This window comes from Natrinema salinisoli, from assembly GCF_020405205.1.
Taxonomy (GTDB): Archaea; Halobacteriota; Halobacteria; order Halobacteriales; family Natrialbaceae; genus Natrinema; species Natrinema salinisoli.
Genome location: NZ_CP084469.1, coordinates 408,614 through 432,199 on the forward strand (window position 1 = coordinate 408,614; position 23,586 = coordinate 432,199).

Annotated in this window: 22 protein-coding genes; 13 read left to right on the plus strand and 9 right to left on the minus strand. The window is 64.8% G+C overall.

From position 1 onward, the window contains the following. Positions 1–32 precede the first annotated feature (32 nt). On the plus strand, positions 33–1,856 hold the full coding sequence (locus LDB05_RS02105) for an MBL fold metallo-hydrolase (protein ID WP_226006277.1): 1,824 nt from the start codon (positions 33–35) through the stop codon (positions 1,854–1,856). Positions 1,857–1,880: 24 nt separating this feature from the next. Here the strand turns inward: LDB05_RS02105 and LDB05_RS02110 are convergent, their stop codons facing one another. Then, entirely contained in the window at positions 1,881–2,576 is a 696-nt protein-coding gene (locus LDB05_RS02110; protein ID WP_226006278.1) for a glycerophosphodiester phosphodiesterase, read from the minus strand. A gap of 126 nt (positions 2,577–2,702) precedes the next feature. Between LDB05_RS02110 and LDB05_RS02115 the strand changes: the two genes are divergently transcribed. After that, on the plus strand, positions 2,703–3,437 hold the full coding sequence (locus LDB05_RS02115) for an SDR family oxidoreductase (protein WP_226006279.1): 735 nt from the start codon (positions 2,703–2,705) through the stop codon (positions 3,435–3,437). 129 nt (positions 3,438–3,566) lie between these two features. On the opposite strand, the gene LDB05_RS02120 is transcribed toward LDB05_RS02115, so the two are convergent. Then, on the minus strand, positions 3,567–4,910 hold the full coding sequence (locus tag LDB05_RS02120; protein ID WP_226006280.1) for a sodium-dependent transporter: 1,344 nt from the start codon (positions 4,908–4,910) through the stop codon (positions 3,567–3,569). A 444-nt stretch (positions 4,911–5,354) separates the two neighbouring features. Between LDB05_RS02120 and LDB05_RS02125 the strand changes: the two genes are divergently transcribed. Genes LDB05_RS02125 through LDB05_RS02140 form a run of 4 tightly spaced genes read left to right on the plus strand, consistent with a single transcriptional unit; the run spans position 5,355 to position 9,301 of the window. After that, positions 5,355–6,437: a branched-chain amino acid ABC transporter permease gene (locus LDB05_RS02125; RefSeq protein WP_226006281.1), complete on the plus strand. Its 1,083-nt coding sequence runs from the start codon at positions 5,355–5,357 to the stop codon at positions 6,435–6,437. Next, complete coding sequence (locus LDB05_RS02130; protein WP_226006282.1) at positions 6,434–7,759, plus strand: branched-chain amino acid ABC transporter permease; 1,326 nt, start codon at positions 6,434–6,436, stop codon at positions 7,757–7,759. The genes LDB05_RS02125 and LDB05_RS02130 overlap by 4 nt, the downstream gene beginning before the upstream one ends. Continuing rightward, a complete protein-coding gene (locus LDB05_RS02135; RefSeq protein ID WP_226006283.1) occupies positions 7,752–8,597 on the plus strand; it encodes an ABC transporter ATP-binding protein in 846 nt (281 codons plus the stop codon). Before LDB05_RS02130 ends, LDB05_RS02135 begins: the two co-directional genes overlap by 8 nt. Beyond that, positions 8,597–9,301, plus strand: coding sequence for an ABC transporter ATP-binding protein (locus LDB05_RS02140; protein WP_226006284.1), 705 nt, complete (start codon positions 8,597–8,599; stop codon positions 9,299–9,301). The genes LDB05_RS02135 and LDB05_RS02140 overlap by 1 nt, the downstream gene beginning before the upstream one ends. Before the next feature lie 141 nt (positions 9,302–9,442). On the opposite strand, the gene LDB05_RS02145 is transcribed toward LDB05_RS02140, so the two are convergent. After that, on the minus strand, positions 9,443–10,621 hold the full coding sequence (locus LDB05_RS02145; protein WP_226006285.1) for an ABC transporter substrate-binding protein: 1,179 nt from the start codon (positions 10,619–10,621) through the stop codon (positions 9,443–9,445). 294 nt (positions 10,622–10,915) lie between these two features. Here LDB05_RS02145 and LDB05_RS02150 point away from each other — a divergent pair, with 294 nt between their 5' ends. The 3 genes from LDB05_RS02150 to LDB05_RS02160 all read left to right on the plus strand — a co-directional run bounded on the left by LDB05_RS02150 (position 10,916) and on the right by LDB05_RS02160 (position 13,876). Further along, positions 10,916–12,460: an acyl-CoA carboxylase subunit beta gene (locus tag LDB05_RS02150; protein ID WP_226007859.1), complete on the plus strand. Its 1,545-nt coding sequence runs from the start codon at positions 10,916–10,918 to the stop codon at positions 12,458–12,460. A 4-nt stretch (positions 12,461–12,464) separates the two neighbouring features. Next, positions 12,465–12,818: a DUF8022 family protein gene (locus tag LDB05_RS02155; RefSeq protein ID WP_226006286.1), complete on the plus strand. Its 354-nt coding sequence runs from the start codon at positions 12,465–12,467 to the stop codon at positions 12,816–12,818. Positions 12,819–13,102: 284 nt separating this feature from the next. Next, complete coding sequence (locus LDB05_RS02160) at positions 13,103–13,876, plus strand: hypothetical protein (RefSeq protein WP_226006287.1); 774 nt, start codon at positions 13,103–13,105, stop codon at positions 13,874–13,876. Positions 13,877–13,906: 30 nt separating this feature from the next. Here LDB05_RS02160 and LDB05_RS02165 read toward each other — a convergent pair whose 3' ends face one another. Next, positions 13,907–15,061 (minus strand): SPFH domain-containing protein, encoded by a 1,155-nt coding sequence (locus LDB05_RS02165; RefSeq protein ID WP_226006288.1) that lies wholly within the window; start codon positions 15,059–15,061, stop codon positions 13,907–13,909. A 163-nt stretch (positions 15,062–15,224) separates the two neighbouring features. Between LDB05_RS02165 and LDB05_RS02170 the strand changes: the two genes are divergently transcribed. Then, positions 15,225–17,063, plus strand: a complete 1,839-nt coding sequence (locus LDB05_RS02170) for an acetyl-CoA carboxylase biotin carboxylase subunit (protein WP_226006289.1) — start codon at positions 15,225–15,227, stop codon at positions 17,061–17,063. Between the two features lie 455 nt (positions 17,064–17,518). On the opposite strand, the gene LDB05_RS02175 is transcribed toward LDB05_RS02170, so the two are convergent. After that, positions 17,519–18,640: a TIGR04053 family radical SAM/SPASM domain-containing protein gene (locus LDB05_RS02175; RefSeq protein WP_226006290.1), complete on the minus strand. Its 1,122-nt coding sequence runs from the start codon at positions 18,638–18,640 to the stop codon at positions 17,519–17,521. 147 nt (positions 18,641–18,787) lie between these two features. Between LDB05_RS02175 and LDB05_RS02180 the strand changes: the two genes are divergently transcribed. Both LDB05_RS02180 and LDB05_RS02185 read left to right on the plus strand, forming a co-directional pair. Next, positions 18,788–19,150 carry an Htur_1727 family rSAM-partnered candidate RiPP gene (locus LDB05_RS02180; protein WP_226006291.1) on the plus strand — a complete coding sequence of 121 codons (363 nt, stop codon included), beginning with the start codon at positions 18,788–18,790 and terminating at the stop codon, positions 19,148–19,150. Continuing rightward, complete coding sequence (locus tag LDB05_RS02185; RefSeq protein WP_226006292.1) at positions 19,147–20,364, plus strand: TIGR04347 family pseudo-SAM/SPASM protein; 1,218 nt, start codon at positions 19,147–19,149, stop codon at positions 20,362–20,364. Before LDB05_RS02180 ends, LDB05_RS02185 begins: the two co-directional genes overlap by 4 nt. 36 nt (positions 20,365–20,400) lie before the next feature. Here LDB05_RS02185 and LDB05_RS23360 read toward each other — a convergent pair whose 3' ends face one another. From LDB05_RS23360 to LDB05_RS02195, 3 genes are all read right to left on the minus strand, one after another. Continuing rightward, positions 20,401–20,532 (minus strand): DUF7577 domain-containing protein, encoded by a 132-nt coding sequence (locus LDB05_RS23360; RefSeq protein WP_284145784.1) that lies wholly within the window; start codon positions 20,530–20,532, stop codon positions 20,401–20,403. Between the two features lie 82 nt (positions 20,533–20,614). Continuing rightward, positions 20,615–20,917, minus strand: coding sequence for a CGCGG family putative rSAM-modified RiPP protein (locus LDB05_RS02190; RefSeq protein ID WP_226006293.1), 303 nt, complete (start codon positions 20,915–20,917; stop codon positions 20,615–20,617). Positions 20,918–21,013: 96 nt separating this feature from the next. After that, entirely contained in the window at positions 21,014–21,442 is a 429-nt protein-coding gene (locus tag LDB05_RS02195) for a pterin cluster protein (RefSeq protein ID WP_226006294.1), read from the minus strand. Between the two features lie 93 nt (positions 21,443–21,535). On the opposite strand from LDB05_RS02195, the gene LDB05_RS02200 reads away from it, so the two are divergent. Continuing rightward, positions 21,536–22,918 (plus strand): hypothetical protein, encoded by a 1,383-nt coding sequence (locus LDB05_RS02200; RefSeq protein ID WP_226006295.1) that lies wholly within the window; start codon positions 21,536–21,538, stop codon positions 22,916–22,918. Between the two features lie 33 nt (positions 22,919–22,951). Here LDB05_RS02200 and LDB05_RS02205 read toward each other — a convergent pair whose 3' ends face one another. Continuing rightward, a complete protein-coding gene (locus LDB05_RS02205) occupies positions 22,952–23,554 on the minus strand; it encodes a DUF8159 domain-containing protein (protein WP_226006296.1) in 603 nt (200 codons plus the stop codon). Between the last annotated feature and the right edge of the window lie 32 nt (positions 23,555–23,586).

Consider the following 23,586-nt stretch of genomic DNA (forward strand, 5'->3'; position numbering starts at 1 on the left):
ACCCCATGTGTGACCGGACTTACATTACGGTAATGACTGGAATAAATCCGGAAACACCGTGGATCCCTGCCGATGCCGATCAGACGTTCGATCCCCTCGAGCACGCCGACGCCCAGCCGTCCCCGGATCGGCCGCTCGTCGTCACCCCGCGCGGCGGCGATCGCGAAGTCGGTCGGAGTTGCTATCAGGTCGACACCGAGTACGGAACCTACCTCGTGGACTGCGGCCTGAACCAGGGGGAGGGAGACGACTATCCCGACTTCCGCGGGCTCGGGCCCGGGTCGGTCGATGCGGTCTTTCTGACGCACGCGCACATCGACCACTGCGGTGGACTGCCGGTACTCGAGGCCCGGGGCTTCCTCGACGACGACGCGCCGATCATCGCGACGCGGCCGACGATCGACCTCGCGAAGACCCTGCTCGAGGATTCGCTGAAGATCCACCGCAGAGAGGCGAATCGACAGGGGAAGAGTCAGCAATTCACCCGGGCGGACGTCTCGGCGGTGTTCGACCGCTTCGAGCCCGTCGACTACGGCGGCGGGCGGGTCGAGGGGGTCGCGGACGCAGTCGATCAAGACCCGTTAGTCTATCAACTCGGAAACGCCGCCCACCTGCTCGGCTCGGCGTGGCTCATGCTTCAGACGGGCGGCCACCGCGTCGTGTTCTCCGGCGATCTGGGGGGTCGCGCCAGCCACTTGCCGGACATCACACCACCGCCGCAGGCGGACGTTCTGTTCCTCGAGTCGACCTACGGCGCGACCCATAGCCACACGTCGTTCGGTGACGCACAGACGACGATCTACGAGGCCGTCGAGCGCGCATTGAACGATCGCGAACCCGTCCTGATCCCGACCTTCGCCGTCGGCCGGTCCCAGACCCTCCAGTTGCTGTTTTCCGATCGACTTCACACGCTCCCCGGCGACCTCAGCGACCGCGTCCGGCTCGTGGTCGACGGCATGGCACAGGAGGCGACGGCCCTCTATCACGAGTACGTCACGGACGAGATGTACCTGTCCGAGGCGATCACGAACCGGGCGCGGGAGAGCGGCGATGCGACCCCGTTCTCGCCGCCGCAGGTCGAGTTCCCGGAGAACGACGCCGATCGGCGGGCGATTCTCGAGGACGCGGATCCCTCCTCGGGCGGCAAGGTACCCATTATCGTCTCGCCGTCGGGGATGCTGACCGGCGGGAACTCCCCGCGCTATCTCGTCGAGCTCGCGTCCCGGTTCCACTCCGCGACGGTGTTGCTCACCGGCTATCAGGCACAACAGACGATCGGGCGAACGATCCAGAACCAGGTCGACGCCGGGACGGACGACGTGCAGTTCACGACCAGCGCCACGCCGTTCGGAACGGACTGGGCGGCCGCTGACAACGTGAGCTGGATCACGACCGAGGGCTCGAACGAACCGACCACCCGAGTGACGATTCCGGCCGACTGGGTCACGATGGTCGGCGGGCTCAGCGGTCACGCCGCCCAGCACGGCCTGCTCGAGTTCGCCCGCACGGTCGACCCGGAGACGATCGCACTGATCCACGGCCCGGACTACGCACAGGAACACCTCGGGAACCACCTCGCGACGAACGTCAACAGCGTCGAAAGCGTCACTCGAAGCAGGCGGCTGACGCCGGTCGCCGTCGAACGCGAGGGCGACCCCGAGACCGCCGCGCTCTCCCCCGAGATGTTCGAGAGCGAGCACGACAACGCCTACGAGCAACTCGAGGACGTCTTCGACCTCATGGCCGCGCTCAACGAGGAAGTGGCCGCCGCGCGAACGGATACCGGTCGAAGCGAGGCCGACGTCCGAGAAATCGTTCGGGACGAACTCGAGCGAGCCGGGCTCCTCGAGGACTGAGCGGGAGCCAGCCAGCGTCGTCGATCACGGTGTCACCGATTTCGCCTCGGGAGACGACAGGTCGATCGGTCGGTCTGCCACTACGCCATCGACGCCGCGGCGGGCGAGCAGGGCCGCAATCGATCGTCGCTCGACCGTCCACGCGTGAACCTCGAGTCCCATTTCGGTCGCCCGCGGGACGATCCCGGTGGCCAGACAACGCCACCAGTTCGCGCCGAGGACGTCACAGTCGAGTTCGATCGCCGTCGTGACCGGCGTCTCGAGGCGGCGGCTAACCAGTAGTCCGATCGGTTGGCTCGGGTCGCCGTCGCGAATCGTCCGCAACTCGGCCGGCAGGAACGAGGTCGTGAGGACGCGGTTGTCGACGGCAACGTCGTCGAGCGTGTCGAGGACGTCCGCGGCGATACCCGGTTCCTTGAGTTCGAGCGTGATCCCGACGGAGGGCGGGGCGGCCTCGAGCAGTCGGGTAAGTGTCGGGATCGACTCGCCGGACTCGAGGACGGTGCGATCGGCGAGTTCCGAAAGCGAGGTCTCCGCGACCGCGCCGGAACCGTCGGTGACGCGGTCGATCGTCTCGTCGTGGACGACGACGAGTTCGCCGGAGCCACAGCGTCGCACGTCGACCTCCACGCCGTCGGCGTGCTCGGCAGCAGTTCGGACGGCACCGATCGTATTTTCCGGTGCGCTCGCGGCGAACCCCCGATGGGCGATGAGACGCATTCAGTGGTGTATTGCGTCCCGACGGCTTCAGTCGTCCCCTCGATTGCAGCCGCCGTATCGAGTGCGGAATGGGATACTCGTCACCACACCCCTGCTTTGATGCGACCGGACAACACACCGTATGGTATGGCAGCGAGAACGGATTTCGACGTCGATTTCGACGGCACCGTCGCGGTGATCACCGGTGCGAGCGGCGCGCTCGGCAGCGCCGCCGTCGACCGGTTCCTCGAGGCAGGTGCGACGGTCTGTGCCGTCGACGTCGTCGCGCCGGACGACGAGGACAGCCAGCTCGAGCATGCACCCACCGAAGAATCCGCCCTCGCGTTTTACGAGGCGGACCTGACCGACGAGGACGACGTCGCGGAGTTGGTGGATTCCGTCGTCGACGACCACGGCCGCATCGACCATCTGCTGAACATCGCGGGCACGTGGCGCGGCGGCGATCACGTGGAGGACACCGATCTCGAGGAGTACGAACTCCTCATGGACGTCAATCTGAAGACGGCCTTCCTCGCGTCGAAACACGCCGTTCCCCATTTGCAAGAGACGGAGGGATCGATCGTGAGTATCAGTGCGCGCTCGTCGCTCGAGGGCGGCGAGGGCGACGGCCCGTACCGGATCACGAAAGCGGGAATCCGGCTACTAACGGAGACGTTAGCGGAGGAGAACCGCGGGACGGTACGGGCCAACTGCGTCATGCCGAGCGTGATCGACACCCCGATGAATCGGGAGATGATGCCCGACGCGGATCACGACGAGTGGGTCGATCCGAGCGAGATCGCGGACGTGATGGCGTTCCTGAGTAGCGACGGCGCTGCGGTGACCAGCGGTGCTGCCGTGCCGGTGTACGGTGAGGCGTGATCAGTTAGGTACACCACTGGAACGGCAGAAAACGGACGCTCGCGACACGAGTAGCGATACGAGGGACGCCTCAAAGGTCGGGATTCAAGCGAAAAGAAACGCGTCAATTCTGTGTCCGCGGCTTCGTGATTACCCGAAGATGCTCGCGAGACTCTCGTAGACCGCGCTTCCGTTGTACCAGAGGACCACGAGTAGTAACGCGATGACTGGGACCCGGAGCATCCAGATCCAAGTCTGTCCCCAGGAGCCGATGTTTCGGAACCCTTTGCCGAGTTCCTCGAGTCCGAGATCGGCCCTGAACCAGCCGACATAGATCGCCAACAGCAGGCCGCCGAGGATGAGCAGGATCTGGTTTGCGAGCCCGTCGTACACCGTGAGCCAGACCAGCGCCGAGGACTGATCGTATGCCACGGGAACGCCGAGGAGGAATATCGCGGTTCCGAGGCCTGCCACCGCCGGCTTTCGGTCGATACCGTGTTCGTCGATCAGGTACGAGACGACGACCTCCATGATACTGATCGCACTCGAGAGGGCGGCGATCGCGACGGTGGCGAAGAAGACGGCGCCGAGGAGCCAGCCGAACGGGACGTTACTGAACGCCTCCGAGAGGCTGACGAAAATGAAGCCCGGCCCGTCAGTGGTCTCTCGTAAGTTAGCGGTGAAGAGGATCGGAAACGCAACCAGCCCGGCCGTAAACGCGATCAACGTGTCGAGACCGACGATGATGAGGCCGTCCTTGGCGAGGTTCCGGTCCTCGCCGAGGTAGGACGCGTAGGTGATCATGACGCCCATCCCGAGCGACAGCGTGAAGAACGCCTGTGCGGCCGCCGCGGGAAGGATCTCGGTCCAGTTCGCTGCGATCGTTCCCAGATCGGGCGAGAGATAGTACGCATACGCCTCGCCGGCACCGGAGAGCGTCCCGGCGTAGACGGCCAGTCCGACCAGGAGCGCGATGATCGCCGGTACCATCAGCTTGACCGAGGCCTCGATACCGTCCCTGATACCGAACGCGACGATCCCGATAACGGCGGCCATGAAGATCGCGTGTGTGAGAACTGACGTCAGCCCGCCGGTGGTCGCCGCGAACTGTGCGCCGGCACCGCCGGCAGCGTAATTGCCCTGCAGACCGATGGCGATGTACTTGAGAATCCAGCCGGCGACGACGCTGTAATACGACAGGATGACGAATCCGGCGACGACGAACACCCAGCCGATCTTCGAGCCGATCCCTCGTCCGATCTGCTTGAGCGCGCCGACGGGGTTTCGTTCGGTGTACCGGCCGATCGTGAACTCGGCCAACATGACCGGGAAGCCGACGAACGCGATCAGGAGGAGATAGAAGACGAGGAACGCTGCACCGCCGTATTCACCGACCTGATACGGGAACCGCCAGATGTTTCCCAACCCCACCGCACTCCCGACTGCGGCGAGGATGAAGCCTGTTCGTGTTGCCCATGATTCGCGCTGTGCCATACCGATAGCGACGATACCCCGCACCTAAAACCTTACATTTGAACACTATATTCATTATTTTTCTATTTTTATGCGTACTAATCATATTTATACTGAATTTCTTGCTATCATACTTAATGGAGGCTCAATGAACGAGTCGCTGTGGATCAGCTACCACAGCGTGACTCGACCAGGGCTGCTGGACGACCGGCTTGTGACGCGGACCGCGGGAGTGCTTTCGACAGGGGACGAGACGACTGCCTCGAGGTAGTTCCGACGATCGACGAGCGGTCGTGATCGATCGAAACCTTCGGTATTGCGGCTTCCGGGAGAAGCGTCGTTCTCGTTCGGTGACGAGCCGAAGACGACGACTCGAGCCATTTGACCGGGGCGTTCGCGAGAATGGCCTGTCGGAGTCGCTCTGTCGTGAACTATTTCAACTCCCGGCGTAACACTCGGATAGATATGAGTACAGGGAACGTACGGGGAACACTGTCAGACATGACCGTACAGGAACTAGTCGGGGTGGGATTGCTTCTCGGGGTCGTCGTTTTGGTATTCGATCTGCTCCGCCTGCTCCTGACTGGAGAGTTGCCGTTGGCTCGGTTGGGATCGTACCTCTGGACCGGATTCATCGACTCGCTGTATATCGGTCTCGCGGCGATCGGCCTCTCGATGACCTACAGCATTCTCCGCTTCGCGAACTTTTCGCACGGTGATCTCATTACGACCGGCGCGTTCTCCGGGTGGACTGTCGCCTATCTGATCGGCGGGATCGGCGTCGCGGACCTGACCAGTCGCCTCCTGCTTCGGGCGGGCGGCGGCGCACAGCCCGGCCGTATAGGGATGGACATCCTCGCGGCACCGGTCGCGATCGTTCTGGGTCTCGTCGCGGCCGTGATCGTGACGGTTCTCGTCGCGCTGGCGATCGATCGGCTCGTCTATCGGCGGCTGCGTGACGAAGACGGCATCGCGGTGCTCATCGCCAGCGTCGGTGTCGCGCTCGCGCTACGATACCTCCTCGCCGTGTTCTACACGCCGGAAACTCGAGGCGTCGTGGCGTCGGCCCCGGATGTGGCAGGCGTCGATCTTCACCAGATGACCCTCGTCGTCTCGGCGCTCTCGTTGATACTCGGCGTCCATTTACTCTTGCAGTACACGAAACTCGGCAAGTCGATGCGGGCGATGTCGGACAACAAGGACCTCGCGCTCATTACCGGTATTCCGACTGAGCGCGTGATCTTTGCGACCTGGGTGATCGGAGCCGGTCTCGCTGGTGCCGCCGGGTACCTCATCGTCCTCGATCGCGGGCAGGTCTCGATCAACCTCGGCTGGTTCCTTCTCCTCCTGATCTTCGCGGCCGTCATCCTCGGCGGTATCGGCTCGATTTACGGCGCGATCGCGGGCTCGCTCGTGATCGGCATCACGATCAATCTCTCGCTCGTCTGGATCCCCTCGGACATGAACGAGATCGCGGCGTTCACGTTGATGATCCTCGTCTTGATTTTCCGACCCGACGGGCTGTTTAGCGGGGTGGAAACGGCATGACATCGCTTTCGAAGGGACTGAGAGACGCGGTAACGGATTCGGAGCGACCACAGTGGCAAAACGATTTGCTGCTCATCGGGGGAGTCGTACTGGCGACGTACGTCTTCTTCATCGCGATCGGACTGCTGTTCGGCGTCAGCGTCAATCTCATCGTCAGTCAACTGCAGCGGATCACGTTCTTCGCGGCCGTCTACGGGCTCGCGGCGCTGGCGTTGAACCTCCACTGGGGGTACACCGGCCTGTTCAACATCGGCGTCGCCGGATTCATGGCCGTCGGCGCGTACACGATGGGGATGCTGACCGCCGCACCGGACGGATCGCCGCCCGGTCTGGGGCTCCCGTTGGTCGTCGGCGTCGTCGGCGGCATGATCGCCGCCGCCCTCGTCGGATTCGTCGCGGCCCTGCCGGCCCTGCGGGTGCGAGCCGACTACTTCGCTATCGTCACGCTCGGACTATCCGAAATCATCCGTCGAGCCCTGCTCTCGCGGTCGCTGCAGGAGTTCGATATCGCCGGAGTCAGCCTCGGGACCGGCGGCGGCAGCGGTATTCGCGCCCCGTCGACCGACGTCATCGCGACCTACCTGCTGTTCGGGGGCAGCGATCGATCCGCCGAGCCGACGGCCCTCGGTAACGTCCTGTTCGGACTGGGAGACGCAGTGGGGGTCACGAACTCGATCATCATTCAGGGGACGTACACGCTCGTATTGATCGGATTCGTCGTCGCCTTCTACCTCCTGTTGACCCGAATCGCGTTCTCCCCGTTCGGGCGGATCCTGAAGGCGATCCGCGAGGACGAACTCGCGGCCCGCTCGCTCGGCAAGGACACGAACAGCGCGAAGATCAAGGTCTTCATGCTCGGCTGTGCGCTGATGGGACTCGCCGGCATCCTCTGGCAGGGGAGCCGGACCCAGATCAGTCCGAACAGCTTCATGCCGATCGTGACGTTCTACATCTTCGTCGCGCTCATCGTCGGCGGCTCCGGATCGAACACCGGTAGCATCGTCGGCGGTTTCGCCTTCGCCGCGTTTCTCTATCAGGGCCCCCGGTTCATTCGGACGATCGTCAGAGCGCTCTTCGACGTCCGCGCACCGCCGACCATCGTCGACGCGTTCGCCGCACTGGGCTCGGGCGATCCGCTGCCGCTGCTGGGCTACCTCATCGGCAGTATCGACGAGCTCCGGTTCATTTTCATCGGCGTCGTGCTCATACTACTCATGATCTGGCGTCCCGACGGCCTGCTCGGCCACCGAAAGGAGATCGCGGCCGCGACCGACCTCTCACGTCGGTCTCCCGAAACTGACGGGGGTGAGGCCAATGAGTGACGCCGAAACCGAACCACGGTCCACGAACGAGGAGCAGGGAATCGACGAATCGGAACGCAGGGAACTCGATGCCTCGATACTCGAGCTCCGGAACCTCGAGAAGCACTTCGGCGGGATCACCGCCGTCGACGGCGCGACCTTCGCGGTCGAACGGGGCACGATTACGGGCCTGATCGGCCCGAACGGGGCCGGGAAGTCGACGACCTTCAACTGCATCACCGGCGTTCACACGCCGGAGGAGGGTGCAGTCATCTTCGACGGCGAGGACATCACGGGACGGGAACCGTACCAGATCGCCAACCGCGGTCTCGTTCGGACGTTCCAGATCGCTCGGGAGTTCCCCGAGATGACCGTCCTCGAGAACATGATGCTCGCGCCGAAGGGGCAACTCGGCGAGTCGCTGTGGCGGTCGGTCACCCCGATCGCCAGAGGGGACGTCGTCGAACAGGAAAAAGAGATGCGCGAGCGGGCGTGGGAAATGCTCGAGTTCTTCGAGATCGACCACCTCGCACACGAATACGCCGGCAACCTCTCGGGCGGGCAGCGGAAGTTACTCGAACTCGCTCGAGCGCTGCTGACGGACCCGGAGATGCTCCTCCTAGACGAGCCGATGGCGGGAGTCAACCCGTCGCTCGAGAAGAAGCTTCTGGGGCACATCCACGAGCTCCAGGAGCAGGGGTACACGTTCCTCCTGGTCGAGCACGATATGGACGTTATTATGAACCACTGCGAACACGTCATCGTCATGCACCAGGGGTCGGTTCTCGCCGAAGGGACGGCCGAAGCAATCCAGGCGAACGAGGAAGTCGTCGAGGCCTATCTCGGAGGTGACGTCTGATGGGACTGCTCACGGTTTCCGATCTCGACGCGGGGTATGGAGACTTACAGATCCTCGAGGGCGTCGACATGACCGTCGACGCGGGCGAGTACGTCACGATCGTCGGTCCGAACGGGGCGGGGAAGTCGACGGTCATGAAGTCGATCTTCGGTCTGACGAGCTACATGGGCGGCTCGATCGAGTTCGACGGCGAGGAGATCAGCACGTACCGACCCGAGGACATCATCTCGACGGGAATCGGCTACGTGCCACAGAACGACAACGTCTTTCCGTCGCTCTCGGTCAAAGAGAACCTCGAGATGGGGGCGTACATTCTGGACGAGGTCCCCGAAGAGCGCCTTCGGCGGATCTACGACCGGTTTCCCATCCTCGAGGACCGCAAGTCCCAGAAGGCGGGCACGATGAGCGGTGGGCAACAGCAGATGCTCGCGATGGGGCGAGCACTGATGCTCGACCCCGATCTGCTCATGCTGGACGAGCCCAGTGCCGGGCTCGCACCCGATCTGGTCGACGACATGTTCGATCGGATCGACGAGATCAACGACGGCGGCACGGCGGTGCTCCTCGTCGAGCAGAACGCGAAAGAGGCGTTACGTCGGTGTGATCGCGGTTACGTGCTCGTGCAGGGTCAGAACAGGTACGTCGACAGCGGCGACGCCTTGCTCGCCGACGAACAGGTTCGACAGGACTTCCTCGGCGGCTAGGACGGGGCCAGACGCCGACCGCGCTCACTATTCGTTGTCGCCCGAGATCACAGCGCTATCGCTCCCGTCCGTGGTCGCCAGCCGGTCGCTGGATCTACGTTGCAAAAAAGAATCGTCCGAGCGAGCGTCGAACCGAGTCGATCAGGCTTCGAAGTTGATCTCCTCGACCGTCTCGACGCCGTCCTCGCTGAACTCGAAGATCTCGTAGGTGACCGCCTGCATGTCGCCGTTGTCGTCGAAGTTGACGCTGCTCGAGGCACCCTGGTAGTTGACCGGCTCGCCGTCGTCGACCAGCTGAAGGGCCTCGGCGAGGTTGCTCGGTCCGACTTCCTGCCCGTCGGGGTTCGCCACGTCGCGAATGCTGTCGCGGATCGCGGGGCCGTTCGTTTCGCCGGCGGCGATACTCGCGAGGATGTTGACCGCCGTCGCGTCGTAGGCCTGCGCGGTGAATACGCCGGGTTCGCTCTCGTATTCGTCCTGATAGAGTTCAGTGAACGCGTCCTGCTGGGGTCCGGCAGCGAGCGGGGCCGTCCCGACGACGTTCGCCATTTCGTTGTCGACGTTGCCGGGGAGGTCGCCGTCGCGGAGGCCGTCGGTCACCATGATCGTCTGCCCGGAGTCGAAGTCCGAGTAGTAGTCCCGGAAGATCTGTTCGCCGCTGGCCGGGTAGCCGATGACGATCATCATGTCCGGATCGTCCGCCAGCGCGCTCTCGAGTGCCGACGTGTACGACGGCTGTTCGGCCTCGAACGAGACGGTGTTCGAGACGGTGCCGCCGAGTTCTTCGAAAGCGCTGACGAACGCGTCCGACAGTTGCTGGCCGTAGTCGTTGTTGAGATAGAACGACGCGGCGGACTCGAGGCCGCGCTCCTCGTAGGCGACCTGCGCCATGACTTCGCCCTGCAGGGCGTCGCTCGGACAGGTCCTGAAGATGAAGTCGTCGTCCTCGAGGTTCGTGATCGTCGGTGCGGTACTCGCCGGCGAGATCCCCACGACCTCGTTCGGGATCAGAACGTCCTCCGCGACCGTGATCGTTACCTGCGAGGACGCCGCACCGGTGATCGCCGGATACCCTGCATCGACGAGCGATTGGGCACCGCTTATCCCGGCGTCGGCCGTCGATTCGGAGTCCTCTTCGCGAATGTCGATCGAGTAGTCGCTGTCCTCGAGTTGCGTTCCGGGGAGGATCGCAGCGTCCCGGATCGGCGCGCCGAGGTTGCCGAGGTCACCCGTGACCGGTTGGAGGACGCCCACCATCGCGTCCGCGTCGTCACCGCCGTCGCCGACCCCATCACCAATACATCCAGCGACGCCAGCCATACCTGCTGCACCCAGCCCACGTAGCACGTTTCGTCGATTACATCGCATTGCTATGGGCTTACAAGGACAGTTCTGGTATATAGTCCTTTTTACGTAGTGAGAGTGCCAGTTCGCGACGGTCGAACCCGATAGACGAACGATACTCTCGAGCGTGATTCGATACGACTGCGGGAGATCGTGTGGAATGAGAACACGCAAACCCTCATGGGAAATAATACGAGTTACAGAACGCTTTTTATTCCCGTGACCGTTGCCTCCCTCAATGAGTTGGCACGGGAGGGATTCCCTATGACGATGGAAGACCGCATCGACGAACTCGAGGAACTCCGCGAAGAGGCCCGCAAAGGTGGTGGCGAAGCCCGAATCGAGAAGCAACACGACAAGGGGAAGATGACCGCCCGCGAGCGGATCGATTACTTCCTCGACGACGGCACGTTCACGGAGTTCGACCAGCTCCGGACCCACCAGACGAGCCAGTTCGGGATGGAGGAGAAGAAGATCCCCGGCGACGGCGTCGTCACGGGTTACGGCGAGGTCAACGGGCGGACCACCTTCGTCTTCGCCCACGACTTCACCGTTTTCGGCGGTTCGCTCGGCGAAGTCTTCGCCGAAAAGGTCTGCAAAGTGATGGACATGGCGATGGAGGTCGGTGCCCCGGTCATCGGGCTCAACGACTCCGCAGGGGCCCGCATTCAGGAGGGCGTCAAGAGCCTCGCCGGCTTCACGGAAATCTTCCGGCGAAATCAGGAGGCAAGCGGCGTCGTCCCCCAGATATCCGGGATCATGGGTCCGTGTGCGGGCGGAGCAGTCTACTCCCCGTCGATCACCGACTTCATCTTCATGGTGAAAGACACGAGCCACATGTACATCACCGGTCCCGGCGTTACCAAGACCGTCACCGGTGAGGAGGTCACCCACGAGGAACTCGGCGGCGCGATGACCCATGCCAACAAGACCGGCGTCGCCCAGTTCGCGTGCGAGAGCGAGGAACAGGCGCTCGATGACATCAAGCGACTCCTCTCTTACCTCCCCCAGAACAACGTGGAGGATCCGCCCCGCGTCGAGCCCTGGGACGATCCCGATCGGCGCGACGAACAGCTCAAAGACATCGTCCCGCCGAGCCCGCAGAAGCCCTACGACATGACCAACGTCATCGACTCGGTCGTCGACGAGGGCTCGTTCTTCGAGGTCGCGGACAACTTCGCCCAGAACATCGTCGTCGGCTTCGGCCGACTGGACGGGCGTTCGGTCGGTCTCGTCGCCAACCAGCCCCGGGTCAACGCCGGCACGCTGACCGTCGACGCCTCGATGAAGGGGTCGCGATTCGTTCGCTTCTGTGATTCGTTCAACATCCCGATCGTTACCTTCGTCGACGTCCCCGGCTACATGCCCGGGACCGATCAGGAACACCGCGGGATCATCCGCCACGGCGCGAAATTGCTGTACGCCTACGCCGAGGCGACCGTGCCCCTCCTCACGGTCATCACCCGGAAGGCCTACGGCGGCGCCTACTGCGTCATGGCCTCCAAAAACCTCGGCGCCGACGTCAACTACGCCTGGCCGACCGCCGAGATCGCCGTCATGGGGCCACAGGGCGCGGTCAACATCCTCTACCGCGAGGAACTCGCGGAGGCCGACAACCCAGACGAACTCCGCGACGAACTCATCGAGGAGTACCGCGAGGAGTTCGCGAACCCCTACACCGCGACGGACAAAGGGTTCCTCGACGACGTCATCGTCCCCACCGAGACCCGCCCGCGGCTGATCCGCGACCTCGAGATGCTCGAGACCAAGCGCCAACAGAACCCGGACAAGAAACACGGCAACATCCCGCTGTAGTCAGATGACTTCACAACAGCCCACTGCCGACGGCGCGGCTCCGACCACGGACGAAGCGGCCGCCGCCGATGGCGAGGCGGCCGGACTCGAGGTGGCCCTGCCCGGAGACGTCACGCTCGACCTCCCGGACGACGCGGACGACGAGGAAGCCGCGGCGATCGCGGCCGCGATCGGCGCCCATCTCCACGATCACGCGCTCGCGGCCGCCGCCGCGGCAGCCGAGGGCGAGGAGACGTGGGACGACGAGCGCTGGGCCTTCGCGGGACGGGTCCGCGCACAGCAACACCGGACGGTCCGCGTTCCGCGCGATGCGCCGACCGACCCGTGGTCCGCTGCGGGACGAACGAAGCAGTTCTAGCGGCGGTTTCGACGGCGTTTCCGAATCGGTCGACCGCGGTTTCTCCACCGATACCGACCCTCGATACCGTCTTTCGACGCTCGCTCGTAGACACCGATCGCAGTCGGTGGGATGGGTCGGAAAAGCCATATTCTGGGAGATTATTTGACACGATATGGGACGATCGCCCTCCGCGAATCGGTCGATAGAACGGTCCGGAATCGTTCGATTCGGTCCTCGAGAGCGAAATATCGGTCCAGGTTCCCGTCAACTGCCCGCGTTGCCGCTTTCGAACACTGAAACGGATGCCTGACAGTACGCGTGCCCATACCGTCACACTGCTGGTCGTCCTCATCGTGATGACCGCGGGCTGTGGCGGCCTCGTGGACGATAGGACCGATTCCACGACCAACGACGCGAACGAGAGCGAACTCCTCCCGGGGCTCACCGAGGAGGGAGTGACTGACAGATATCTCCTCCTCAGCGCGCACCACGACGCGTTCGACCACAAATCCTACCGAAACAGCCGGGAGACGGTGACGCGAGACGAAACGGGGACGGTCGTCGAACGCGAGACGCAAACGGTAGTCGCTGCGCCGACCGGTTCACCCGCCCGCGTCGAGCGAACCGTCTCCGGGAACGGGACCGAAACGGTGATCTACGACCACTGGATCGACCCCGAACTGCCGATCGTTCGAACGAACGAGTCCGGAACGGTCACGTACACGCCGGATTCGACGCGGGCCATCGAACCGGCTCCGCCCATCCCACTGGAAGAGGCCTACGACGCAGTCGAAACCGTGACGGTCGAGAACGGGTCGGACGAGCGGTATCGCCTCGAGGGCCACACCGACCGGCTCGGGCGCTACGAGAACGTCTCGTTCACGCTCACGCTCGCCGAGGACGGCCATCTCACGGCCTACACGCTCGAGGGCGAACTGACGACCGACGGAGACCGGCATTTCGTCACGGAGGAGTTCACACAGGAGATCACGGCCGTCGAACCGACCGAGCCGGCGTGGCTCGAGGAGGGCCGCGACGAGATCGAAGAACGAGCGAATTCGAGCACTGCCGGCTGACGGCGGGAGATCCCCACTCGAGGGCCGCGTCTACTCCGCGTCGGCGTCCGGTTCCACGTCGGCCTCGTCCGCAGTCTCCGACATCGTGATCGGATCTTCGGCCTCCATTCCGACGTCCTGTCCTTCCTTGATCGCACGGGCCTGTTCTTCCATCGCTTCGACGTCCATCTCGGCTTGCTCGTCGATCTCGCCGATGATGTCGGCGATGTCGTCTAATCCGATCAGCTCGCGGGTCTCGTCGTCGAACTCGAGGCTGTCGAGTTCCGCCCCGTTGCCTGTCACGTCGCTGCCGGAGAGATGCTTGCCGTAGCGACCGACCAGCGAGGTGAGCTCCTGGGGCATGACGAACGTCGTCGATTCGCCCTGACCGATCTCCGCGAGCGTCTCCATGCCCTTGTCGATGACCGCGCGTTCGCCCATCGATTCCGCCGAGCGCGCCCGGAGGACGGTCGAGATCGCGTCACCCTGGGACTCGAGGATCTGGCTCTGCTTTTCACCCTGGGCGCGGATGATGTTCGACTGCTTGTCCCCCTCCGCTTTCTCGACGGCGCTGCGGCGTTCACCCTGCGCCTCGAGGATCATCGCCCGACGGCGGCGCTCGGCGGAGGTCTGTTCCTCCATCGCGCCCTTGACGCCAGCCGAGGGAGTGACTTCGCGGACCTCGACCGATTCCACTCGAATGCCCCACTCGTCGGTGGGTTCGTCGAGTTCGGTCCGGATTCGCTCGTTGATCATCTCGCGTCGGCTCAGCGTATCGTCGAGTTCCATGTCGCCGATCACGGCGCGGAGCGTGGTCTGAGCCAGGTTCGAGACGGCGCGCTGGTAGTCGTCGACCTCGAGAAACGCGCGTTTGGCGTTCATCACGCGAATGTAGACGACGGCGTCCGCGGTCACCGGCGAGTTATCGCGCGTGATGGCTTCCTGCTGGGGCACGTCCAGCGTCTGGGTTCGCATGTCGAACGTGTATATTCGGGAGACGAACGGTGGAACGATGTTCAGCCCCGGCTCGAGCAGCTTGCGGTACTCCCCGAAGACCGTCAGCGCCGCTCTGTCGTAGGCGTCGACGATCTCGACCATCTGCCAGACCGTGATCACGACGAGCAGGAGTCCGACGAGCCCGACGATCAGGAGGGGATCCTCGAGCACGGATTGCGCCTGCAGCGGGCCGAGTGGAAACTCGTACATCGTGTGTATCAGGTCCTCAGATCGGATAACGCTTGCCCATAACTACCATGGGGCGCGTTCCGATCGGTTCGCGGGAGGCCGGTCGTCGCCTGATGAGATCCGTCGCAGTGTCGAACCCGTTGCGAAAAAGTAAGGTAGGTCCCTGACGACGTTTTCCACAGGAATGTTCAGGAAGGTTCTCGTGGCAAACCGCGGGGAAATCGCGGTCCGCGTCATGCGGGCGTGCGAAGAGTTGAATATCGGGACCGTCGCCGTCTACTCCGAGGCGGACAAGGACTCGGGACACGTGCGCTACGCCGACGAAGCGTACAACGTGGGGCCGGCCCGCGCGGCCGACTCCTATCTCGATCACGAAGCCGTCATCGAGGCCGCGCGGAAGGCCGACGCCGACGCCATTCACCCCGGCTACGGGTTCCTCGCCGAGAACGCCGAGTTCGCGGGCAAAGTCCAGGAGGCGGAGGGAATCACCTGGATCGGTCCGTCCAGCAGTGCGATGGAGTCGCTCGGCGAGAAGACCAAGGCCCGCAAGATCATGCAGGAAGCCGACGTCCCGATCGTCCCCGGGACCACCGACCCAGTCACCGATCCCGAGGAGGTCAAGGAGTTCGGGGAGAAACACGGGTACCCGATCGCCATCAAAGCGGAAGGTGGCGGCGGCGGCCGCGGGATGAAGGTCGTCTGGGACGAGAGCGAAGTCGAGGACCAACTCGAGAGCGCCAAACGCGAGGGCGAGGCCTACTTCGACAACGACTCGGTCTACCTCGAGCGCTATCTCGAGAAGCCCCGCCACATCGAGGTCCAGATCGTCGCGGATCAACACGGAAACGTGCGCCACCTCGGCGAGCGCGACTGCTCGCTGCAGCGCCGTCACCAGAAGGTCATCGAGGAAGGGCCCTCCGCAGCGCTGACCGACGAACTCCGCGAGAAGATCGGCGAGGCCGCCCGTCGGGGCGTCGCCGCCGCCGACTACACCAACGCGGGGACCGTCGAGTTCCTCGTCGAGGAAGAGCCCGGCCGCGACGGCCCGCTGGGTCCCGACGCGAACTTCTTCTTCCTCGAGGTCAACACGCGGATCCAGGTCGAGCACACGGTCACCGAGCAGATCACCGGCATCGACATCGTCAAGCGACAGATCCGGATCGCCGCCGGCGAGGAGATCGACTTCGATCAGGACGACGTCGAGATCGACGGCCACGCGATGGAGTTCCGGATCAACGCCGAGAACGCGGCCAACGACTTCGCGCCCGCGACCGGTGGCACGCTGGAAACGTACGACCCGCCAGGCGGGATCGGCGTCAGACTCGACGACGCCCTGCGGCAGGGCGACGAGCTCGTCACCGACTACGACTCCATGATCGCGAAGCTGGTCGTCTGGGGCGAGGACCGCGACGAGTGTATCGAGCGGTCGCTCCGCGCGCTCCGCGAGTACGAGATCGCGGGCATCCCGACGATCATCCCGTTCCACCGACTGATGCTTACCGACGAGGAGTTCGTCCAGAGTACGCACACCACGAAGTACCTCGACGAGGAACTCGACGAGAGTCGCATCGAAGAGGCCCAGGAGCAGTGGGGCGGCGACATCGGCGACGGCGGCGCGGGTGACGAGGAGGAAGCCGTCGAGCGCGAGTTCACCGTAGAGGTCAACGGCAAGCGCTTCGAGGTCGAACTCGAGGAACACGGCGCACCTGCGATCCCGACCGGCGAGGTCGACGGCGGCGGATCGATGGCCAGCCGGCCGGAGCCGGCAGGGGGGTCCAGCAGCGACGGTGGCGCCGAACTCGAAGGCGAAGGCGAAACCGTCGACGCCGAGATGCAGGGGACGATCCTCGACATCGAAGTCGAAGAGGGCGATGAGGTCGCGGCCGGCGACGTGCTGGTCGTCCTCGAGGCCATGAAGATGGAGAACGACATCGTCGCGTCCCGTGGCGGGACGGTCACGCAGATCGCCGTCGCAGAAGGCGATAGCGTGGACATGGGCGACACGCTCGTAGTGCTCGAGTAACCCCGGCCTCGCGTCGATTCTACCTGTCGTTGCGAACATCTTCGGAGCAACGCCGAAGGACGTGCTCCAGCATCGATTAGCTGCACGCGTAACCGGCCCAAGACCCTGAGCGGTCGATGGATACCGACGGATGCCCGCGTTCCATCGAACCCGATCCACCACCCGGGTTCTCGTCGGCTGCTGCGTGCAGGCGACCGCAGTCGCTACGACAACCCGTGTGTCAGTGTAGCGACTCCACCGAGCCATCTCGACGAGATCCGAGACCGTGCCACTTGCGGGGCAGTGCCTCCAGTAGTGGTCGTTTACTCACCCGACGCGGTCTCGGCCGTCGAACCGGTTTTTTCGAGAATCAGCGCACAGCCGATCGGACAGCCGTCGGACGGCTGATGCGCGAATTGCCTCGACCGTGACTCTCGCACGAACTTTTCCGACTCGAGTTGCGCCCGAAATCGATGTCAGTCGCCGCTCGAGACGCCGCGCGTCTCGCCGTTCGCGTCGTCCCAAGGGAGCGGGCCGTCGTACCCCTCGGGAACGAAGGGGCAGAGCGGATCGCTCGCAAGCGGGTCGCCGGTGTGGGCGTACGCGCGCGAACGGCTCCCGCCACAGACGTTGCGGTAGGGACAGGCGCCGCACTTGCCGGAGAGGTTATCGCGGTCGCGAAGCGACCGGAACAGCTCCGACTCGCGGTAGAGTTCGGTGACCGGTCGATCGCGGACGTTGCCGGCCGATTCGAGGAGGAACCCCGAGGGGAACACCTCGCCCGTGTGACTGACGAAGGCGAAGCCGTCGCCCGCGACGATACCGGTCCGGCGCTTGACGCCGGGATTCGTTCCCACGTCACCGTCCGCATCTGCTTCGCGCTGCATCGAGACCCGTCGGTACTGGGGGGCCTCGGTCGTCTTGACGCCGAACGGTTCCGTCTCGCTGACCTCGGCCAGCCACTCCATTACCGCATCGGCCCGGTCAGGCTCGACCGGCTCGAGGATGCGCCCCCGACCGACGGGCACGAGGAAGAAGACGCTCCACATGACGGCCCCGATTTCGGTCAGCAGGTCGCGGATCGGGGGGAGTTCTTCGACGGTTTGCCGACAGACCGTCGTGTTGACCTGGACGGGGAGACCGGCCGCTCGAGCGTCCTCGACGGCACGGATCGTCTCCTCGAAGCTGCCGTCCTCACCGCGAAAGGCGTCGTGTGACTCCGGCGAAGCGCCGTCGAGACTAACCGCCATTCGCTTGAGTCCGGCGTCGGCCATCGACTCGATGCGGTCGGCGGTAAGCGACCCCGTCCCGCTGGGCGTGATCGTCATCCGCAGACCGAGATCGTCGCCGTAGGCGATCAGTTCCTCGACGTCGTCGCGAACGAGCGGGTCACCGCCCGAGAGGACGACGAGCTGGCCGTCGCCGAACTGGGCCGCTTCCTCGAGCAGTTCCTTTCCCTCAGCCGTCGAGAGTTCGTCGGGGTGGCGCTGGGGCTTGGCGTCGGCCCGACAGTGATCGCAGGCGAGCCCGCAGGCCTGGGTGAGTTCCCAGATGAGAACGAACGGTCGCTCGGACGTGTCGAGAGTGCCGGGGCGCATAGCGGAGACTGGGAACGGGACGACCGAAAACGCCCCTCTCGTTCCCGCGGCCCGGGAAGACGGGAAGATGTTCGACCGATCGGCGCGGTATTCCCGCGCGGTGGGAGGTCGCGGAACGGCCTTGGGTATCGTCTCGAACGTTCGGATATGGTCGAGAAAGCACGCCGGTCGGCGGTCGAGAGCGACGAGCGGGGGAACCCGACTCGGCAGTGGGAAGTCTTCGTTCGCGACGAGGAGGACGATCCCATGCGCCACGTCGGCAGCGTCGCGGCCGCGAGCGGGACGGAGGCGCACGAACACGCGTCTCGACTGTTTGGCTGGTATGCCGCCGATATCTGGCTCTGTCCGGCCGACGCGGTCGAGCGGTTCTCGACGCGCGGCCTCGCGGAGACGGCCGAGGAGCGCGAAGACGAGGGTGCAGGCAACGACGATGACGACGGAGACGACGAGAGCGAGGAACCCCGCGTCTACAAGGAGACCGCCGGTGCCTCGGAGGTGAACAGCCTGTGATCTCGATCAGCAAACTGCTCTGTGACCTCGACGCCGAGGGCGACGGCCTGCGCTACGACGCGGCCGAGGGGTCGGACAAGCCACAGATCACCGAGGAGAAACAGCGGCGACCGGTCGTCGTCTGGAACACGACCCGCCGGTGTAACCTGTACTGTTCGCACTGCTACGCCGCTGCCGAGACCGAACCCGCGACCGGCGAATTCAGTACTGCTGAGGCGAAGTCATTCCTCGACCAGCTCGCGGCGTACGGCGCGCCGGTCATTCTCTTTTCCGGCGGCGAACCGCTCGTCCGCGACGATCTGGTCGAACTCGTCTCCTACGCGGCCGATCGCGGACTTCGGCCGGTTCTGTCCTCGAACGGAACGTTGCTCACTCGCGAGAAAGCCGACGCATTACGCGATGCGGGGCTCCAGTACGCCGGCATCTCCGTCGACGGCCTGCCCGAGCGAAACGACCGCTTCCGCGGCGAGGACGGCGCGTTCGACGCCGCCGTCCGCGGTATCGAAAACTGCCTCGAGGCCGGTCTCAAGACAGGCCTCCGCTACACGATCACCGAGGCGAACGCGCCGGACCTCGAGGGTGTCGTCGACTTGCTCGTGGACAAGGGGCTCGACCGGTTCTGTTTCTACCACCTCGATTACGGCGGCCGCGGTGCCGAGATCGTCGACGCCGATCTCTCGCCGGTCGAGAAACGGGAGGCGATCGAACAGGTGGCCGACCTGACCCTCGACTATCACGACCGGGGCGAGGAGATCGAGACCCTGCTCGTGGGCAACTACGCCGACGCCGCCTTCCTCGTCGAGTACGCGCGCGAGAACTTCGGCGAGGCGAAGGCGCGGGCGGTATACGACTACCTCGAGCGAAACGGCGGCGACCCGACGGGCGAGCGGGTCGCCGACGTCGACTATCAGGGCAACGTCCACCTCACGCAGTTCTGGCAGGGGTACAGTCTGGGCAACGTCCGGGACCGCCCCTTCGGCGAGATCTGGGAGGACGAGTCGAACCCGCTGCTTGAGGCGCTGCGAAACCGCGAGGAGCACCTGAAGGGGAAGTGTGCGGACTGTCAGTATCAGTCGATCTGTCGCGGGGCGTCCCGGCTGCGGGCGCTGGCGACGACCGGGGACCTCTTCGCGCCGGATCCGCAGTGTTACCTGCACGATGACGAGGTGCGCGGAGAGAGCGGGGGATCCGTCGTCGGCGGTGCCGCGGATTGACGGCGCCGATTCGCAGGTTTCGGACGGACAGCTCGCTCAGCGGCTGGAATCGGGCCGCGCGGGAAGTTGTCCGAGACAGTGGCGGCAGTAGGTGTAGCTGTGTTCGTTCTCCGTTCCACACGCCCGGCAGGTAACCGGTTCGTCGATCGTCCGTGTTCGAGTACCCATCGTGCGCTCTACTGAACGACGACAAATAGCCCTCCGCCTGACGATCGCAAGGGACCGCGGCAGGTGCCTCGATTAGCCCCCTTCAGTCGTCGACGTGGACGCGGGTCACGTGCCCGCCACAGCCACACCGATCGACGTACTCGAAACGAATTCCGTCGAACGCGGCCTCGAGTTCGTCCCAGAGATACGATTCGGGGTGGCCGTGTTCGCCGTGGGTGACGAGGTTGACGTGGAAGCCCGTGGCCGTCGCGTCGATCGCGCCTTTCGCCTGTTCGACGACGAGCTCTCGGTTCGCGGCGTGTTCGGGTCCTTCGAGGTTCCCCGACCACGACGCCTCGTGGTCGCGGCGCGTGACGGGTTCGACGTCGGAGGCGGTTTCGCTCATAGATGTGACTCGGTCCCGGACGGGCCTAAGGTCTGAGCCGAACCGGTTCGGCCTCATGACCAACTGCTCGTTCCCTCGCTATCGTCCGCGGCGCGGTCAACAACAGAACATGAACGGGTAGATCAGCGCGACGCGGTCGTCGTCCGTGAGTTCCGCCTCGAAGCCGCCGCAGTGTTCGTTGAAGCGGCCGTTGATGCACACCCGCGCGTACGGCCTGGTCTGGTCGCCCTCCGGATTCTTGCGCCAGGTTCCGGGCAGGTCGTCGGGCACCGGCGCCCAGCCGCTGTGGGTCGCGTCCGCTTCGGTCTCGGCGATCAGCATGTCCTCGAGGTCGTATTCCTCGAAGAAGTCCTCGAGGAAGTCCCGGAGTCGATCTCCCTCGAACGTGAACTCGAGTTCGTGCGTGCCGACGGCGGTGCGGACGTGACCGGTACAGCGGACGGTCACGGTCGTCGTGTCGAGGTCTCGGTCGCCAGTTCGGTCCGATCGTCGGTCGGCGGCGGTCGCGGCTTGATTGGTTCCCATGGATCGATCGATGGTACGGGACGAGCAAGCAAACACTCCGTTCCGAACGTGTTCGGGAGGAAGGGGACGGCCGTCTGGGTCCTATTCGCATCTATGAACGGAATACCGGGCGGGCTCCGGACCGATCAGCAGCCGCCGATGGCAATCCCGCTGCGGCACTTCGTGCTCGCGCTGGGGTTCCTCGTCGTCGGCGTCGGTGGCGGGGTCGTGACGGCCGTCGCGACGCTGCCCGGCCTCTCCGGGCTGGCGCACCTGCACCTCCTGCTCGTGGGCTGGATCGGGGTGACGATCATGGGCGCGATGACGCAGTTCGTCCCCGTCTGGTCCGGCGCGACGATCCACTCGAGACGGCTGGCGATCGCGCAGCTGTGGTTCCTCATCGCCGGACTGACCGGTTTCGCAGCGGCGCTGCTTGCCGGCGTACTCGCGTGGCTCCCGGTTGGCGGTGCGCTCATGCTCGCCGGGATCTGGGTGTTCGTCTACAACGTGGGGCGAACGCTCGCACGCACGCATCCGCTGGATTTCACCGAACGTCACTTCGCGCTCGCGCTCGCGTCGTTCGGGCTCGTCGCGCCGCTCGGGCTCTCGCTGGCGATCGACTTCACGACGCCGGTGTTCGAGTCGATCGGGCTCACTCGGGCCGGAATCCACCTCTCCCACGCGACGCTCGCGCTGTTCGGCGCCCTGCTCGCGACGGTCGTCGGCGCGCTCTTCCAGCTGACGAAGATGTTCACGCAAGCGGAGCCAGATCGGCTCGACGAGGGGCTGCTCGCGCTCGAGCAACTGTGTTTCCCGGCGGGGCTCGCCGCCCTCGTCCTCGGACGAGGACTCGCTATTGAATCCCTCGCTCGAGTCGGCGCGTTGGGACTCCTCGTCGGCCTCCTCGCGTTCGCGGTCGTCGTGGCCCGACTGCTGGCCGGTGCGACGGTCGAGCGATCCCCGATGCTGGCTCGGTACTGGATCGTCGTGGCGGCACTGTTCGCGTGGATCGCCCTCGCAGCGCCGAGGTGGTGGGCCGATCCGCTGGCGTTCGAGTCGCTGTTCGGCCATCCGCAGGCGCGGGACCTGCTGCTCTTCGGCGTCTTCGGCTTCGTCGTCATCGGCTCGCTCTACCACATCGTCCCCTTCATCATCTGGATCGAACACTACAGCGATCGGCTGGGCTTCGAGCAGGTGCCGATGATCGACGACCTCTACGACGACCGCCTCGAGCGGGCCGACTTCTGGGCGACGCTCGGCGGATTCGGTGGGCTCGCTGTGGCTCCGCTCGCTGGGCTGCCGGCAGCCGCGATCACGGCCAGCAGCGTCCTCGCCGCGGTCGGCGTCGCACTGTTCGTCGCGAATATGCTGTTGACTATCCAGCGACACGGCCCGGACGGCATCGCCGGCGTGCTCGCGAATCGGCTCGAGTCGAACGACGAAACGCCCGCAGCGAGCCGCGGAGAACCCGACGTCGACGTGCCGCCGGATCAGTAACGGGAGGCGATCGGTATCGTCGCCTCGGCGGCGCTACTCGTCGGGCGAGACGTCGACGTCGGGTTCGTATCGCTGCGACTCGATCGTACTCACTACCAGTTCGCCGTACTCGGCCGCCGTCAGGGTCCCGTCGTTGTACTTCGTCGCCCAGCCCGTCTCGACCGTGGCCGAGCCGAACGACGCGGGTGCGTCGTCGAGGATCGTCGCTCCGAGCGCGGTAGCGTCGTATCCGCTCCCGACGAGCGCGGCGTAGCCGCCCGCGATCAGCGCGACGTCGTGGACGTTCCCCTCGTCGTACCGGTCGGTGTTGACGTACTCGACCGTGAGGACGTCGCGCTCGCGTTCGATCGATTCGACCGCGAGTTCGTACTCGTCGAGCGTCGACGCGAGGCCGTCCGGATCGGTGATCTCGGTACTCGCCAGCTCCGGAACCCGTTCCTCGAACACGGTCGATCGCTCTGCAACGGGGAGGTCGGGCGTGTACCTCGAGATCGGCCACTTCTCGTTTTTCGGAAACTCCGTCCCCATCTCTTCGATGCAGCCGGCGGCTGCGACGAGCGCGGCGACTGCTCCACCCTGCAGGAGCCGCCGTCGTGTTATCCTCCCGTTGTTCGCTTTCGACGACCTCCGGTCCATACACGCGCTCTCGAGGCCTCCGGGCAAATGGA

What these genes read in the sequence shown, in the direction of transcription:
- LDB05_RS02135 (WP_226006283.1), top strand. Translation starts at nt 7,752, where the DNA reads ATGAGTGACGCCGAAACCGAACCACGGTCCACGAACGAGGAGCAGGGA.
- LDB05_RS02200 (WP_226006295.1), top strand. Translation starts at nt 21,536, where the DNA reads ATGAACGGAATACCGGGCGGGCTCCGGACCGATCAGCAGCCGCCGATG.
- LDB05_RS02165 (WP_226006288.1), bottom strand. Translation starts at nt 15,061, where the DNA reads ATGTACGAGTTTCCACTCGGCCCGCTGCAGGCGCAATCCGTGCTCGAG.
- LDB05_RS02170 (WP_226006289.1), top strand. Translation starts at nt 15,225, where the DNA reads ATGTTCAGGAAGGTTCTCGTGGCAAACCGCGGGGAAATCGCGGTCCGC.
- LDB05_RS02110 (WP_226006278.1), bottom strand. Translation starts at nt 2,576, where the DNA reads ATGCGTCTCATCGCCCATCGGGGGTTCGCCGCGAGCGCACCGGAAAAT.
- LDB05_RS02195 (WP_226006294.1), bottom strand. Translation starts at nt 21,442, where the DNA reads ATGGGAACCAATCAAGCCGCGACCGCCGCCGACCGACGATCGGACCGA.
- LDB05_RS02150 (WP_226007859.1), top strand. Translation starts at nt 10,916, where the DNA reads ATGGAAGACCGCATCGACGAACTCGAGGAACTCCGCGAAGAGGCCCGC.
- LDB05_RS02145 (WP_226006285.1), bottom strand. Translation starts at nt 10,621, where the DNA reads ATGGCTGGCGTCGCTGGATGTATTGGTGATGGGGTCGGCGACGGCGGT.
- LDB05_RS02115 (WP_226006279.1), top strand. Translation starts at nt 2,703, where the DNA reads ATGGCAGCGAGAACGGATTTCGACGTCGATTTCGACGGCACCGTCGCG.
- LDB05_RS02175 (WP_226006290.1), bottom strand. Translation starts at nt 18,640, where the DNA reads ATGCGCCCCGGCACTCTCGACACGTCCGAGCGACCGTTCGTTCTCATC.
- LDB05_RS02205 (WP_226006296.1), bottom strand. Translation starts at nt 23,554, where the DNA reads ATGGACCGGAGGTCGTCGAAAGCGAACAACGGGAGGATAACACGACGG.
- LDB05_RS02140 (WP_226006284.1), top strand. Translation starts at nt 8,597, where the DNA reads ATGGGACTGCTCACGGTTTCCGATCTCGACGCGGGGTATGGAGACTTA.
- LDB05_RS02190 (WP_226006293.1), bottom strand. Translation starts at nt 20,917, where the DNA reads ATGAGCGAAACCGCCTCCGACGTCGAACCCGTCACGCGCCGCGACCAC.
- LDB05_RS02120 (WP_226006280.1), bottom strand. Translation starts at nt 4,910, where the DNA reads ATGGCACAGCGCGAATCATGGGCAACACGAACAGGCTTCATCCTCGCC.
- LDB05_RS02125 (WP_226006281.1), top strand. Translation starts at nt 5,355, where the DNA reads ATGAGTACAGGGAACGTACGGGGAACACTGTCAGACATGACCGTACAG.
- LDB05_RS02155 (WP_226006286.1), top strand. Translation starts at nt 12,465, where the DNA reads ATGACTTCACAACAGCCCACTGCCGACGGCGCGGCTCCGACCACGGAC.
- LDB05_RS23360 (WP_284145784.1), bottom strand. Translation starts at nt 20,532, where the DNA reads ATGGGTACTCGAACACGGACGATCGACGAACCGGTTACCTGCCGGGCG.
- LDB05_RS02180 (WP_226006291.1), top strand. Translation starts at nt 18,788, where the DNA reads ATGGTCGAGAAAGCACGCCGGTCGGCGGTCGAGAGCGACGAGCGGGGG.
- LDB05_RS02105 (WP_226006277.1), top strand. Translation starts at nt 33, where the DNA reads ATGACTGGAATAAATCCGGAAACACCGTGGATCCCTGCCGATGCCGAT.
- LDB05_RS02130 (WP_226006282.1), top strand. Translation starts at nt 6,434, where the DNA reads ATGACATCGCTTTCGAAGGGACTGAGAGACGCGGTAACGGATTCGGAG.
- LDB05_RS02160 (WP_226006287.1), top strand. Translation starts at nt 13,103, where the DNA reads ATGCCTGACAGTACGCGTGCCCATACCGTCACACTGCTGGTCGTCCTC.